The organism is Nocardia stercoris, from assembly GCF_003696265.1.
Classification (GTDB): Bacteria; Actinomycetota; Actinomycetes; order Mycobacteriales; family Mycobacteriaceae; genus Nocardia; species Nocardia stercoris.
Genome location: NZ_RFFH01000027.1, coordinates 1 through 14,528 on the forward strand (window position 1 = coordinate 1; position 14,528 = coordinate 14,528).

Sequence of the window (14,528 nt, forward strand, 5' to 3'; positions counted from 1 at the left end):
ACGAGCCCGCCGGCCCGGTCACCTCCGGCGGCATCAGCGTCAGCGGCACCGTCGGCGTCAGCAACTCCCCCGCCCTGAACGTCTGCTTCACCGCAACCGCCGCCCCCACCACCACCACGCCGCCGCCGCCGACCACCACAACCGTCCCGCCGACCACCACGGTTCCGCCGACCACCACTACGCCGGTCACCACCACCCCGGGCACGACCACCACTCCGGGGTCGACCACCACCCCCGGTTCGACGACCACCACCGCACCGGGCGGCGACGGCACCGGCAGCGCGAGCGGCAGCGCCCTCGGCACCGTCCTGCAGGGCCTGCTGGGCGCGTTCGGGGCCTGATCCCGAATTCGGCACTTCCGGAATCGGCGGTACGGCAGAGTGCCGCACCGCCGATTCCGGTGCGCGCCGAAAAGCCCCTCCCGACCGGGAGGGGCTTTTTCGTTGCCTTGTGAGAAGAAACTCGCCCGCCTCCCACGGCCCCGACACATCCGTGGGCGCCGCCCCCGAAACCCGGTCGCCCACACCGGTGAACATGCCGAAAGCGCTGCAGGAATGCGGTGAGGGCACAACAGGCGGCCGTTCGGGCCTGAGCTACCCTGACCAGGGACGAACGCGGGACCCCGGCTTGCAGCCGGTAGACCTGCGTTTGTAACACTGGCGAAACACAGCCTTGATTGCCGGGAAACACCGCGAACCTAGGTTCGGCGGAAGCGCCCAGCAGTCGGCATTGGCTGGGAACCGATCCGTAAGGAGTACTAAGTGGCGTTCAGCACGGCCGATGAGGTCATCAAGTACATCAAGGAGGAGGAGCTCGAGTACGTCGACGTACGCTTCACCGACCTCCCCGGTGTGCAGCAGCACTTCTCGATCCCGGCGAAGGCTTTCACCGCCGACCTCGCCGAGGAAGGCCTCGCCTTCGACGGTTCCTCGGTCCGCGGCTTCCAGTCGATCGACGAGTCGGACATGCTCCTGCTCCCCGACTTCAGCACCGCGCGGATCGACCCCTTCCGCGCCGCCAAGACGCTGAACCTGAACTTCTTCGTCCACGACCCGTTCACCCGTGAGGCGTACTCCCGCGACCCGCGCAACATCGCCCGCAAGGCGGAGGAGTACCTGCGCTCGACCGGTATCGCCGACACCGCGTACTTCGGCCCCGAGGCCGAGTTCTACATCTTCGACTCGGTGCGCTACGACTCGCAGATGAACGGCGCCTTCTACGAGGTCGACTCGATCTCGGGCTCCTGGAACACCGGCGTCGAGTTCAACGCCGACGGCACCCCGAACCGTGGTTACAAGGTCCGCCCGAAGGGTGGCTACTTCCCGGTCGCGCCGTACGACCACTACGTCGACCTGCGCGACAAGATGTCGACCAACCTGCAGAACGCGGGCTTCGAGCTGGAGCGCGGCCACCACGAGGTCGGCACCGCCGGTCAGGCCGAGATCAACTACCGCTTCAACACGCTGCTGTCCGCCGCGGACGACCTGCAGCTGTTCAAGTACATCATCAAGAACACCGCGTGGGCCGAGGGCAAGTCGGTCACCTTCATGCCGAAGCCGCTCTTCGGTGACAACGGCTCGGGCATGCACGTGCACCAGTCGCTGTGGAAGGACGGCGTGCCGCTGTTCCACGACGAGGCCGGCTACGGTGGCCTGTCCGACCTGGCCCGCTGGTACATCGGCGGTATCCTGCACCACGCCCCGTCGCTGCTGGCGTTCACCAACCCGACCGTGAACTCCTACCACCGTCTGGTGCCGGGCTACGAGGCCCCGATCAACCTGGTGTACTCGCAGCGGAACCGCTCCGCGGCCGTGCGTATCCCGGTGACCGGCTCGAACCCGAAGGCCAAGCGCATCGAGTTCCGTGCCCCCGACTCCTCGGGTAACCCCTACCTGGCCTTCTCCGCCATGCTGATGGCCGGCCTGGACGGCATCAAGAAGAAGATCGAGCCGGCCGCTCCGGTCGACAAGGACCTCTACGAGCTGCCGCCCGAGGAGGCCAAGAACATCCAGCAGGCCCCGACCTCGCTGGCCTCGGTCATCGACCGCCTCGAGGCCGACCACGACTACCTCACCGAGGGCGGCGTGTTCACCCCGGACCTGATCGAGACCTGGATCTCGATCAAGCGCGAGCAGGAGATCGCCCCGATCAACCTGCGCCCGCACCCGTACGAGTTCTCGCTGTACTACGACGTCTAAGTCGTACTGCCGCAAGCATTCCCGGAGCCCTCAGCCGAATCAGCTGGGGGCTCCGCCCTTTTCACCGGTCTGCCCTACGAATCAGCCCGCACTGGACCCAGCCGGACGAAAATCCATTGCTCGGCCATGGCGCTGACGTCAGTTGCAGTGCGAGGCGCCGGACTGCCAGTTGCCGGAGAGGTGGTTCGCGTCGGTGCCGACCATGCCACCCCAATAGATGCACTGGCCGGGAGCGTTCAGCCGGACCGGGCCCGCGTAGTGGTAGTAGAAGTCGTAGTCGTCCTGCCGCAGCGCGGCGGTCTCGACGTCGGCCCCGAGGAATGTCCGCTGGCCCTCGTGCGCCGTATCCAGCCAGTTCACCACGCAATCGGTGCTGCCGTTGTAGGCCAGGTACACAGTCGAGATGCCCAGGCTGTGCTGATCGAGGGGCCAGTAGCCCGAGCCGCACACGCTCGCCGCACCCCAGGCCGTACTGGCTTCGGCCGGACCGGCCGCCGCCAGCGAGGCTGTGAGCACCGCGACGGCCGCGAGGCCGAATCGAGTCAAGGTTCGAAGGGTACGCATCTGATCTCCTCGCGGCGGGCCACCTGTCAGCGGAGGCTGCGGCAAGTGTGACATCCACCACGACCGGATTGGATTCCCAGACAAGGGAAGTCGCGCGAGTCGACACCGAGCTTCTTCTCAGCAATGAGGAGGCGCGTCGGTTGAGTCGCCGCGACGTCGGACGTACCTTCTGACTGCCAACGTGGCTCCAAATGTAAGGCCGTCCGTGCATACCTCTGCCCCCGCATGCGTTAACCATGGGTAACCGCGTCCGCCTGCCATTCTCGGCGATCCCCCTGAATCAGCAGCCCTGGTACCGGGCATGAGAACGGCACCGTTCGACCAGTACCGGATCCATCCAGCTCCGCAGCCCGTAGGGGATCCGCTCGGGAGAATCGACGACTTCATCGCGGAAATGCGAGCAGAGAGACCCTACGTCCTCGGGTTCCCCGGCAATCTCGACTTCAGCTTCAGCAACCTGGCAGGTCTGCTCGACATTCTCGTGAACAACGTCGGCGACCCGGACAGCGGCGAAAAGTCGGATATCAGTGCCAAACCCATGGAACGTGCCGTGGTCGATTTCATGGCCGAACTCGCCAACGCCGACCCGCGGGACGTTTATGGATACGTGGCGAGTGGCGGAAGCGAGGCCGATCAATTCGGGCTGGACCGCGGCTGCACGCTACTGCCCGAGGCCAGGATCTACTGCAGCGCGGGAGCGCACTACTGCATCCGCAAGAGCGCCCGGCTGATGCGCAAGGAGCTGGTGGTCGTCGGATGCGACGACCGGGGCCGGATAGACACCGATGCACTCGCCCGCGAATGCCGCGATCATCCGGGGCGGGGTGCAGTAGTCGTCGCCACCGTCGGCACGACAATGACCGGGGCGATCGACGATGTCGATGCGATCACCGCGGCCGCCGCACCGGCCGGCCGCGTGTATGTCCATGTCGATGCGGCCCTGGGCGGGCTGATCGTGCCGTTCACTCCCGAACGGGAGTCGTGGGGTTTCGCCCGGCCCGAAGTCGGCAGCGTCGCGATCAGCATGCACAAGGGGCTGGGCATGCCGGTGCCGTGCGCGCTCGCGATGTGCCGGGCGGAGTTGGTCGACTCCCGTGTGGAGGGTGAGTACGTCGGAGCCACCGATTCCACCCTGGCCTGCTCCCGGAGCGGACTGGCCAGCACGCTGCTCTGGTATGCGCTGGCGACAAAGGGCAGGACGGGCCTGGCGAACAATGCCCGCAGGGCCCTCGACATGGCCGAGTACACCGCCAAGAAGCTGGCCGACGCCGGAATGCATCCGATACTGCATCCGTCGTCGATCATCGTGGTCTTCGATCGGCCGGCCGAGTGGATCTGCCGCAAGTATCACCTCGCCACGGAGGGAACTCGTGCCCACATCGTCACCGTGCCACACGTGACCGCCCAGGTCATCGACGAGCTGCACCGTGATGTGCTGCGGAGTCTGCGATGACCTGCCCGCATTGGCCGACCACTGCGGGCAGGCGCGACAGCGGTGAGCGAATCGGCCTGAGCGAAGGGTGATCTCGCACCGGTCGCAGTTGCTCGAGTCGGACACGCTGTGACCCTCCGTCGAACCACGGTGGGCGCCCCTGCTTTTGGGGGCTGCCGGTGGGGCTACCTGCGCGATAACGTCGGCGGGATGGGTGCGCAGACGGGCAAGGGTCCGGCCGAATGCGGCCGGACCCTCGAGTTTTCGGGGTCAGTGGGTCGCGTGGTAGCCCAGCGACGCACTGTAGATGGCCGCGTGGGGGCGGCCGGCGGCGAGGTTGGCGCGTTCCTCCGCGGTGAGGCGGTGCCGGGCCACGGCGCGGTTCAGCATGCTGCGGAACGCGGTCGCGGTCTGCTCACACTGGACACGGACGGCGTGGGTGTCGAACATGGCGAACCTCCTCGATCGGGCTACAGAAGTCATTGTCCACCAATTTTAGGTGAACAACAGTCAAATTAGCGTGAATATTGCGAGAACCCCGCTGTGCGGCATCGAACCGGTCATGTTCCCCGCGGACCCGGGTGACGATGGTGAACAATGGCTCCGGTGACCGTGTCCCCGATCGACGACGAGACCGCCGAGCGCCTCGCCGCGGCACTACGCTGCGTGACCGTGTCGACCGAGGCGGGCCCCGTCGCCGCAGCCGAATTCGACCGGCTCGCCGAACATCTGCGCACCAGCTTCCCCCTCGTGCACCGGCACCTGGAACTGGAGACCTTCGGGCACAGCCGGCTCTACCGTTGGGCCGGAACGGAACCCGGTACCGCGGCGATCCTGCTGGCACACCAGGACGTCGTACCCGTCGACGACGAAGCGCGCTGGACCCATCCGCCGTTCGCCGGAGTCGTCGACGACGAATTCGTCTGGGGCCGTGGTGCCGTCGACGACAAGAGCCGCGTCCTCGCGATCCTGGAGGCCGCCGAGGCGGCCCTGGCCGCCGGGATCGGCCCGCGACGCACCGTCTACCTGGCCTTCGGGCACGACGAGGAGGTGTTCGGCACCGACGGCGCGGCCCGCATCGCGGAACGGTTGCGCGACAACGGAGTACACGCCGACCTACTGCTCGACGAGGGCGGCGTGATCACCTCCGGGGTAGCCGACGGCGCGGTCCGGCCGGTGGCAACGGTCATGCTCGGCGAAAAAGGCTGGGTCACAGTACGACTGGACGCCACCGACCCCGGCGGGCACTCGTCCATGCCCGGGCGACAGACCGCCGTCGGGCGGATCGCGAAAGCGGTGGCGCGGCTGCAGGACAATCCCATGCCGCTGCGCCTGATCCCCCCGATCGAGGAGATGCTGACCCGGCTGCGTCCCGCGCTCTCGGCCGGCCGCCGCGGCCTGCTCACCCTGCTGCCGGTCGCGGGCTCGCTCGTGGCCCGGGTGCTGGCCCGGCAGCCCAAGACCGAAGCCATGGTCCGCACCACCACCGCGGCGACCGTGATCCACGGCGGCGTGAAGGCGAACGTGCTCCCCCAGCGCGCCCACGCCCTGGTCAATTTCCGGATCCTGCCCGGAGATTCGGTCGCCGACGTGCTGGCCCACTGCCGCCGGGTGATCCGCGACCCCCGGATCACCATCGCGGTGTCGGGCTCGACCTCGGAGCCCTCGGTCATTCCCGCACCCGGCCCGCAGTTCGAGCTGATCTCCGACCTGGCCCGCCGGGTCGTGCCCGGCATCGTCGTCACCACCGGCGTGGTGCCCGGCGCCACCGACTCGCGCTTCTTCGCCGATCTGGCGGCGGCGCGCTGCAACTTCGCGCCGATCGTGCTCGACAGCGCCGACCTGGACCGGATCCACGGCACCGACGAGCGGCTGTCCCGGCTGAACTACGCCCGGCTGATCGAGTTCTACCGGCTGCTCTTCGATCGCCTCGCCCAACCCTGAACCGCCCCGGGACAACGGCTGGCGGCACCGGCCGCACCCGGGTGACAATGACCGCAGCGGCCGGACGGCCGCCCGAGCAGGACGAGGAGGACGTGGTGGCAACGCTGACCGACAGCGGGGAGTTCGACGGACGCGGAGGCCGGGTGAGCTGGCAGGCCTGGCTGCCGGACGGCACCGTGCGCGCGGTCGTCGTCCTGGTGCACGGAGTCGCGGAACACGCCGGCCGCTACGCCCACGTCGCCGAGCATCTGGTGTCGCACGGTTTCGCGGTGTTCGCCCCCGACCACATCGGGCACGGCAAGTCCGGCGGCCGCCGCGCCAACGTGGAATCCCTCGACGGCGCGGCCGACAACGTGGCGACCGTGCTGGACCTGGCCGGGTCCCGGTACCCGGGCGTGCCACGCTTCCTCGTCGCGCACAGCCTGGGCTCGCTCATCACCCTGCACCTGGCCACCCGGGCCCCGCTCGACGTGGCCGGGATCGCGGTTTCGGCGCCCCCGCTGCTCTTCCACGGCGGCTCCGCGCTGCAACGCCGCCTGGCCCCGATGCTGAGCAAGCTGATTCCCAATATCGGTATCGTGCAACTGGATTCGGCGGAGATCAGCCGCGACCCCGAGGTCGTCGCCGCCTACGACGCCGACCCGCTGGTGTTCCGCGGCAAGCTGCCGATCCGCACCGGCGCCGAAATGCTGGCCACCTCCGAACTGGTGGTGCGCCGACTCGACCAGCTGACCGTCCCGACCCTGGTGCTGCACGGCGAGGGGGATGTCATGGCCGACCCGGCCAGTGCCGACCTCATCGAGCGGTGGGCCGCGTCACAGGACCTGACCGTCATCCGCTATCCCGGCCTCTACCACGAGGTTTTCAACGAACCCGAGCAGGAGAAGGTACTCGGCGACCTCACGGGATGGTTGGAGAATCACCTGGCAGGCCAGTAACATCCGGACATGCGTAACTCTGCCGAACGCGTCGCGTTCCTGCGTGCCAACTGGCACCGGTCGATCGTGACCCAGGCATACGAGGGATTCCGCGCCGAGTACGCGGACCTCGGCTTCGCCCCCGAGACCATCGACGTATTCGACGTCCCCGGTGCCTTCGAGATCCCGCTGCACGCGCAGCGGCTGGCCCGCACCGGCCGGTATGCCGCCGTCGTCGCCGCCGCCTTGGTGGTCGACGGCGGCATCTACCGGCACGACTTCGTGGCGAGCGCGGTGATCGACGGCTTGATGCGGGTCCAGCTCGAATCCGACGTTCCGGTTTTCTCGGTCGTGCTCACCCCGCACCACTTCCACGAGCACAGCGAGCACGTCGACTACTTCACCAAACACTTCGCCACCAAGGGCGCCGAAGCGGCACGCGCGCTGGCCACCACCCTGGCGTCGCTGCGCGCCCTGCCGGTCGAGTGACCGCGCGGCGGGAGGACAGGCCCGGCCCTAGCACAACCGCCACACGGGAAGGACACCCTGGTGTTCAGCCGACGGCAACCAGTCGGTGTTACCGTGCGCGCGTGTCCGCACGCTTGGTGGTTAGTGTTCATGATGTCGCTCCCGCGACCGAAGCCGCGACGGCGCAATGGTGCGCCGACGCCGACTCTTTCGGCATCCCCGTGTCGTTGTTGGTCATTCCCGGGCCCTGGCGGGGCGGTAGTCTGGCGGACGCGCCGGACTATGCCGACTTCCTCAAGGCGCGGCGGGCACAGGGTGACGAGATCATGATGCACGGCTGGGAACACCGGGCTCCGAAGGAGGGCACACTGCTGCGTCGCGGTGTCGCTCAGCTGGTGGCGCGGGGCGCCGCGGAATTCGCCGCCCTCGATCACGAGGCCGCCCGGGCCCGGCTGCGTCCCGCCATGGACGTGATGGAACGAATGGGCTTGTCCACCACCGGTTTCACCCCGCCCGGCTGGCTGGCCTCCCCCGCCGCCGAGCGCGCGCTGTGCCAGGCCGGTTTCTCGCACACCACCGATCATTTCGGGCTCAAGGACCTGCGCAGCGGTCGCCGCTGGCGCGGGTTCGCGCTGTCGCAGCGGCCCGGCGGTACCGGGGAGAAGACCGGGGCCCGGTTGATGGAGTGGGCGTCGCAGCGCACCGCCGCGCGCGGCGGTTTCGTGCGGATCGCTTTGCACCCCGACGATCTGACCCGTCCGGGCCTGCGGGAGGCGGCGCTGCGCTCGATCGAGGGCGCGCTCGCCGCCGGTGCCGTCGGGTCGACATACGCCGAGGTGATGGCCTGATGCGCATCGTTCAGCTGGCCAACTTCTACACCCCTGCTTCCGGTGGCCTGCGGACCTGTGTGGACGAGATCGGCCGCGGCTACCTGGCGGCCGGGCACGACCGGGTGCTGGTGGTGCCGGGCCTCACCGAAGCCGACGAGCAGACCCCGTCCGGCCGGCGGATCACGTTGCGCGGCCCGCGTTTCGGTTCCGGCGGCTATCACGTGCTGACCGCGCGCCGGACCAAGCCGCTGCTGCAGCAGCTGCGGCCCGACGTCATCGAGTGCAGCGACAAGCTCAGCATGCGCTGGCTGGCGCCGTGGGCGCGGCGGCACGGGGTGCCGCTGGTGCTGTTCTCGCACGAGCGCATCGACGCCATTCTGCGCACCCGGGTACCACCGGGGTTCCCGCTGGCGACCGCCGCCGATCTGGCGAACCGCCGCCTGTCGGCCCGCGCGGAGTACATCGTGGTGACCTCCGGGTTCGCGCGCGCCGAGTTCACCCGGATCGGTGCCCGCAATGTGCGCCGGGTGCCGCTCGGGGTCGACCTGGACATCTTCCATCCGCTGGAACCGATCGCCGAACCCGCCGGCGCGCTGCGCGGCGCCGCCGACCGGTCGCGGCACCTGGGCGCGGTCCCGGACGGTACGGCGCGGGCCGAGGCGCCGCGGAGCCACGTCGCGGTCCCGGCCGGTGGACCCGATGACGACCTGTCCGGCGCTGCGGTGAATCTGGTGCTGGTGAGCCGGCTTTCGCGGGAGAAGCACCCCGGCCGCGCGATCGAGGCGCTGCGCCTGCTGGTGCACGCCGGGATCGCCGCCCAGCTGACCGTGATCGGTGACGGCCCGCTGCGGGAACGCCTGCAGCAGCGTGCGGCCGGGCTCCCGGTGCAGTTCCTCGGGCATGTCACCGATCGGGCCGTGATGGCCGATCTGGTGGCCCGCGCCGATGTCGCGGTCTGCCCGTCACCGGCGGAGACCTTCGGCCTCGCGGTGCTGGAGGCCCTGGCCTGCGGCACCCCGGTGGTGGTTCCGCGTGACGGCGCCGCCCGCGAACTGCTGGGCCCGGTGGGGTCCGGGATCGAATGCGACGGCACCCCGGACGGGCTCGCCGCCGGTGTGCAGGCGCTGCTGCGGGTGCCCGCGGTGGAACGCCGCCGGGCGGCCCGGCTCAGCGCCGAACGCTTCCCGTGGTCGGCCACGGTCACCGGGATGCTGGAGCTGTACGCGGGGTATCTGCCGACCGCACAGGCCGCGGGCTGACCCGAGGCCTCGAGAGGCTCAGGCCGCGGTAGGGTCGGCCGAATCGTTGATCGCGGCCGGCGGCTCGGCCGCGGGATCCGCGTCTGACGCCCGATCGCTCGCTCCCGCACCGGGTTTGCGGTCGTCGTAGAGGGTCGGTGAGTTCGCGAGGATCGTGACGCCGGTGAACACCAGGGCGGCGGTCAGGCCGAGCGACAGCGGGTTGGGTGCCGCCGACACCGTGAACAGGGTCAGGCCGGCGGCGTAGCTGAGCACCGGGTCGGTGATCGTCATGGTGGTCAGGACCGTGGGCAGCGAGCCGTGAGCGTACGCCTCCTGGGTCAGGATCGCGCCGACCGTGGTGGTGATCGGGATGCCCAGCAGCGCCCAGCTGAAATGCGGGAGCGCGGTCGTGGCGACCGCGGTCTGCACGGCCGTGCCCGAGATGCAGCAGCCCGACGCCATGGCCGTCAGCGCCGAGCGCAGCTGAGTCGAGGGCACCAGGCGCGACGCCACCATCAGCACGACCACCGCGCACACGATCACCACGGCCGCGTACGGCAGCCGCTCGGACCGGACCACGCCGTGCGGCACACCCTGGGCCACCATGAACGCCAGGCCGACGCAGACCAGCGCGGTACCGATCCAGTCGCGGCGCAGCACCCTGCTGTGGTGCCGCTGCGCCGACATGGGCAGCGCGAACAACAGCTGCACCACCAGCAGCGACTGCACCAAGGCGATCGGCCCGAACCGCAGCGCCGCGGCGTGACACGCGAAGCCGATCACGGTGGCACCCTGGCCCAGCAGCCAGGCCCGATTGGTCAGCAGAGTGCGGGCCAGGCCGGCGACCGCGAGGAAACGGGAGTCGCCCTCGCGGGCGAGCGCGGCTTTGCGGGTACTGCTCTGTTGCAGGGCCGCGCACACCGCGAACAGCATGGCCGAGACCAGCGCCAGCAGAATGCTCAGCACTTCACCGGTGGACATCGGTCCGAGCCCGAGGCTTGCGATCGGACCGGTCATGAACACATCCTGGCAACATCGGTGGACAAGGGGCCGGCGGAGCACCGGCCGGCGGCACGGTAGGCAACCGTGCCGCCGCGTCGTACTGGTCGCATCTACGCGTTCGGACCGGGCCTACGCGTAATGCGACTGGCAGGCGGACTCACCGTCGAGGACTCCGGTGCGGAATGCCTCCAGTCGATCGTAACCGGTCGGTACGACCTTCCCGTCCACGTCCCCGGCGGCGATACCGTCGGCCAGCAGGCCGGATACGGCGGCGTCGAGATCACCGGCGTCCAGGCGCGGGCTGCTGTTCTTGTCGGCGAGCTTGTCGGTCACCACACCCGCGAGGCACACCGTACGCAGACCGGCGGTGGCTGCCCCGGTCAGCGACTGCTTGCGGTTCTTCTCGACGGCCAGCATGTAGCGGGAGATGAACGGCAGGAAGGCGTTGTAGTTGCCGTCGACCACTGCCGAGAGCGGGTCGTGATCACCGGGCTGTTTACCGGCCCGCTTGGCCAGTTCCGGGACGTCGACGCCGAGCGTGTCGTTCGCCGGGCAGTACGAAACCGGTTCGGTGGATGTGTCTTTCGGGCAGTTCTTGGGAATGCCGGTGTAGACCACGTTCGGGCCCGCCGGCAGCGGGTACAGCTTGCTGAGCGCCTTCTTGACCGCCTCCAGTCCACCCTCGTCGACGGGTTCCTGGTCCTGCTTGGCGCCGTCCTCGAAGGTCGTCGGCAGCCCGCCGCGGCGCTGCTGGATCTCCTTCTTGTTGATGGTCTTGCACCCGGCCGCCCCGTCGGTCCAGCCGATCTGCACCGCGGTGACCCGCTCGAACGCCGATCCGTGCACGTTGTTCGGGTTGTTCGGGTCATGGTCACGGACCGCCACGGTCGCACCGAGCACCCCGTTGAGGCCGTCGGTGGTGTTGAGCGTGAAGTGCGCGGCACCGTTGTCGGCGACGTGGTGCAGGAACACGCCGGCGAAGCAGTCCGCCTGCTGTTCGAGCACGATGCCCGGGGTGAGGAACCCGTTCAGCCGGGCCATGTGCTGGATCGAGTGCCCGTACTCGTGGGCCAGGACCATCACCACGGCCATCTTCCCGTACTTGTTCGCCACCAGCGGCAACAAGGTTCCCCGGTCCCAGCCGATGGTGTCGTCGACCGAACAGTAGGCCGCGTTCACCACCTGATACGTGGAGGACCGGCAGAAGGTGACCGACTTGTCTTGCGGCGCAGTGGAATCCCACGAGATGAACTTCGACACGGGCGCGAACTTGCCCGGGAAGTTCTTCGCATACTCCGCCGCCCAGTAGTCCTTCAGGTCGGCGAGCGTGTTGAGCGCCAGCCGGTCCATCTCCCCGCCGTCGCCGTTGTCCGCGCTCAGCGGTGCGTCCGGCACCCCGATCCGCGGCCCGTTCGGCCCGGTGGTGGCCGCGGTCGCCCCCGCCACGGGCCAGTCGTTCGCGGTCGCCCGGCTCTGCTGCACCGCGAGATCCGACGCCGAATTACCGCTGTTCCCACCACATCCGGCCACGGCAGCCGCCAGCACCATCAGTGCCCCGACCGCCGCCACCCGCAATCGCTTCGATCGCATGAAGCTCCCACTCCCGTGAATGTCACTGCTACCACCCCGAACTCGAGCAGGCCGGCAGCGATCAGCCACGGTCCCCCCGGTGTCGAGCGTCCACATCGTAGGCTCCGGCACCACCCCAACGAAACTCTCGAGGTTCGCTTAACACCCACGGGCGCAACGGAAGCCGCAGGCGCACGGGAGATCCGGCCGCGGGCGGGTAACCCACGACCGCGGTCGCCTGATCAGTAGCTGTCGTTCCGTCCGAGGGCGGCGTCATCCCAGATGGACGGTGCGCTCCCCGCGCTCGAGTGCCTGGCGCAGCAGGGTGCACGACAGTATGTGCGGGCCGCATTCACAGGTGGCCGGTAGCCCGTCGTCGGTGAACTCGTCTGCGGAGAGCAGGTCGGCGAAGCGGGTGCCGTGGCCGTGGGCACCATGGGCGGCGTCGGCGAAATCCCGATCGCCGTGTGCGCGCGGACCGACGGTGGAGCGGAATACCGGTCCCACTAGCGTTTCGAATACCGTCGCCACGTGGTGGCCACGTCCGCAGCGCACCCGCAGCAGTACCTGCTCTCCCGGCGTGGTCAGCCGGTCAAGGGCCTTCTCGGCGGCTTCCCGCCGCTGGGCGCCGACAAGTTTCGAGGTCTCGATCATCACAGAGCCTTTCGTCCAGTTCGAACTGGCGATATCGCGCGGATACCCGCGAACCCGCGAACGGAACATCGGCACGCGAAGCTGTCCGGCCAGATCCGACCGCCGGCCGGTACCGGCGGCAAGGATCGCCGGCCCCTGAGTAACGGCATCGATCGCAACTGCCGAAACCATGCCTGATGCTCGGATCGGCACCTGCGGCGTAGCGGCCGCCGCTCAGTTCTCGTGGCGGTGCGGCAGGAACTCCAGGGTGAGCAGGGCCGCGGCGGCGAAGAGGACTTCGCGCCAGCGGATCAGGACGTAGCGCTGGTCGGCGAAGGAGTTGAACTTGCGGAGGAATCGGTAGAGGGACTCCAGGCGGATCAGCGGGTCCAGGGTGTGGGTGGCCAGATACAGGCCCTGGCGGACGCGGGAGCGGCTGGTGTCGGCGAACAGTTCGGGGAAGGCCGCGAAGGCCAGGGAGATTCGCTGGACGCCGTGCTCCTGGCCGTAGGTGACGAGGTCGGCGACCATGCGTTCGTCGAGGCCGTTGGGGGCGTCGCGGCGGCGCCACGGGACGTCCAGGCTCAGTTCGGTGCCGTGGCCGGAGCTGCCGTAGCGCTGGAAGCCGACCACCTCGCCGGTGGCGTCGCGGGCGATCACGACCAGCATGCCCGGGTGCCGGCCGTCGAGCAGGTGGTCGAGGATCATCGAGAAGCCGCGGTTCTGCGCGCCGTGGCCCCACTCGGCCACGATCGACAGCAGGGTGGCGCGCAGGTCGGCGGGGAGGTCGCGTTCGGCGACGATCTCGGTGGTTACCCCCGCGTTGCGGGTGCGGCTCACGGCCTGGCGCAGATTGCGGAAGTGCCGCCCGGTCATGGCGAAGTGCGGCACGTCGATGACGACGTCGCGGCCGATCGGGATCGGGTGCAGGCCCGGCTGTTCGGCGGCGCGGGTGCGCCACAGTTCGGCGGCCTCGGGACTCGCGCCCAGGACCGCGACCCGCCAGCCGTGGTCAGCGGCGAACTCGGAGAACTCGGCGATCACGGCCGGGAACGCGGCCCGGTCACCGATCGGGTCGCCGGCGACGACCGCGATCCCGAACCTGGTCCGGTAGCCGAGCGCGGCGGTGCCGGCACTGCCGAAGAAGTAGCTCTTGGCCGAATGGAACGCGAACGGCGCCAACGGGTCCGCCGTGGACCGGTCCACCAGCGCCGCGACCCGGGCGCGCAGTTCCGGTTGTGGACGCGAGCCCACCGGCAGCATCAGGATCGCTCCGGTGGCGGCCAGGCACGCGAACCCCACACCGGGATGTGTGGCCCGATAGGCGATCTCGGAGACCCCGAGCGTGATCAGCGCGACGGCGAAGTGCGGGAGTGTGATCGGGCGCCGCAGGTGCAGGCCGCGCGCCGCGAACAGCCCGGCCAGCGACAACGCCACGAACCAGCCCCGGTCCAGTCCTTCCCGCTCACCGCGGTTGGCCGCGTAGATCAGGATCAGCCCGACCAGCAGCAGACCGGCGATCAGTGGCAATCGGACCGCCCGCGTCGGATTCAGCGCCACGTCCCGATAGGTTCGCGCGCCGGCGGCGGCGGCGGTTCTCGTCTCGGCCATCTATACCTCCAGGCCGCGCGACGTCCCCGGCGCTGGCGCCGGACTCCCCTGGACGGTCCACGGCATCATGGTCGTTCCCGATGATTCGGATTCGCTACTACCAGTATGGCGAGGCGGAC

The 14,528-nt window shown here is 69.3% G+C and carries 13 protein-coding genes and 1 pseudogene; 8 read left to right on the plus strand and 6 right to left on the minus strand.

Annotated features, from left to right (window positions below):
- Positions 1-341: pseudogene (locus EBN03_RS34760) on the plus strand (hypothetical protein); the annotation flags it as partial.
- A gap of 420 nt (positions 342-761) precedes the next feature.
- Positions 762-2,198: a type I glutamate--ammonia ligase gene (gene glnA, locus EBN03_RS31945; RefSeq protein ID WP_122191907.1), complete on the plus strand. Its 1,437-nt coding sequence runs from the start codon at positions 762-764 to the stop codon at positions 2,196-2,198.
- Positions 2,199-2,336: 138 nt separating this feature from the next.
- Here glnA and EBN03_RS31950 read toward each other — a convergent pair whose 3' ends face one another.
- Positions 2,337-2,762: a hypothetical protein gene (locus EBN03_RS31950; RefSeq protein WP_233608780.1), complete on the minus strand. Its 426-nt coding sequence runs from the start codon at positions 2,760-2,762 to the stop codon at positions 2,337-2,339.
- A gap of 301 nt (positions 2,763-3,063) precedes the next feature.
- On the opposite strand from EBN03_RS31950, the gene EBN03_RS31955 reads away from it, so the two are divergent.
- Entirely contained in the window at positions 3,064-4,215 is a 1,152-nt protein-coding gene (locus EBN03_RS31955) for a histidine decarboxylase (RefSeq protein ID WP_122191908.1), read from the plus strand.
- Positions 4,216-4,464: 249 nt separating this feature from the next.
- Here EBN03_RS31955 and EBN03_RS31960 read toward each other — a convergent pair whose 3' ends face one another.
- On the minus strand, positions 4,465-4,644 hold the full coding sequence (locus tag EBN03_RS31960) for a hypothetical protein (protein ID WP_122191909.1): 180 nt from the start codon (positions 4,642-4,644) through the stop codon (positions 4,465-4,467).
- A 147-nt stretch (positions 4,645-4,791) separates the two neighbouring features.
- On the opposite strand from EBN03_RS31960, the gene EBN03_RS31965 reads away from it, so the two are divergent.
- The 5 genes from EBN03_RS31965 to EBN03_RS35380 all read left to right on the plus strand — a co-directional run bounded on the left by EBN03_RS31965 (position 4,792) and on the right by EBN03_RS35380 (position 9,612).
- Positions 4,792-6,138 (plus strand): M20/M25/M40 family metallo-hydrolase, encoded by a 1,347-nt coding sequence (locus tag EBN03_RS31965; protein ID WP_122191910.1) that lies wholly within the window; start codon positions 4,792-4,794, stop codon positions 6,136-6,138.
- Between the two features lie 47 nt (positions 6,139-6,185).
- The gene (locus EBN03_RS31970; protein ID WP_122191911.1) at positions 6,186-7,076 is read left to right on the plus strand and encodes an alpha/beta hydrolase; all 891 of its coding nucleotides are present in this window, start codon (positions 6,186-6,188) and stop codon (positions 7,074-7,076) included.
- A 9-nt stretch (positions 7,077-7,085) separates the two neighbouring features.
- Positions 7,086-7,544: a 6,7-dimethyl-8-ribityllumazine synthase gene (locus tag EBN03_RS31975; RefSeq protein WP_122191912.1), complete on the plus strand. Its 459-nt coding sequence runs from the start codon at positions 7,086-7,088 to the stop codon at positions 7,542-7,544.
- 116 nt (positions 7,545-7,660) lie between these two features.
- The gene (locus tag EBN03_RS31980) at positions 7,661-8,371 is read left to right on the plus strand and encodes a DUF2334 domain-containing protein (protein ID WP_233608782.1); all 711 of its coding nucleotides are present in this window, start codon (positions 7,661-7,663) and stop codon (positions 8,369-8,371) included.
- Positions 8,371-9,612: a glycosyltransferase gene (locus tag EBN03_RS35380; protein ID WP_233608783.1), complete on the plus strand. Its 1,242-nt coding sequence runs from the start codon at positions 8,371-8,373 to the stop codon at positions 9,610-9,612. Before EBN03_RS31980 ends, EBN03_RS35380 begins: the two co-directional genes overlap by 1 nt.
- A gap of 18 nt (positions 9,613-9,630) precedes the next feature.
- Here the strand turns inward: EBN03_RS35380 and EBN03_RS31990 are convergent, their stop codons facing one another.
- The 4 genes from EBN03_RS31990 to EBN03_RS32005 form a co-directional block, all read right to left on the minus strand.
- Positions 9,631-10,611: a DMT family transporter gene (locus EBN03_RS31990; RefSeq protein ID WP_233608784.1), complete on the minus strand. Its 981-nt coding sequence runs from the start codon at positions 10,609-10,611 to the stop codon at positions 9,631-9,633.
- Positions 10,612-10,725: 114 nt separating this feature from the next.
- The gene (locus tag EBN03_RS31995; RefSeq protein ID WP_122191914.1) at positions 10,726-12,186 is read right to left on the minus strand and encodes a neutral zinc metallopeptidase; all 1,461 of its coding nucleotides are present in this window, start codon (positions 12,184-12,186) and stop codon (positions 10,726-10,728) included.
- 252 nt (positions 12,187-12,438) lie between these two features.
- Positions 12,439-12,819, minus strand: a complete 381-nt coding sequence (locus tag EBN03_RS32000; protein WP_199743063.1) for a hypothetical protein — start codon at positions 12,817-12,819, stop codon at positions 12,439-12,441.
- Positions 12,820-13,032: 213 nt separating this feature from the next.
- Entirely contained in the window at positions 13,033-14,409 is a 1,377-nt protein-coding gene (locus EBN03_RS32005; protein WP_122191915.1) for a bifunctional lysylphosphatidylglycerol flippase/synthetase MprF, read from the minus strand.
- Positions 14,410-14,528 lie beyond the last annotated feature (119 nt).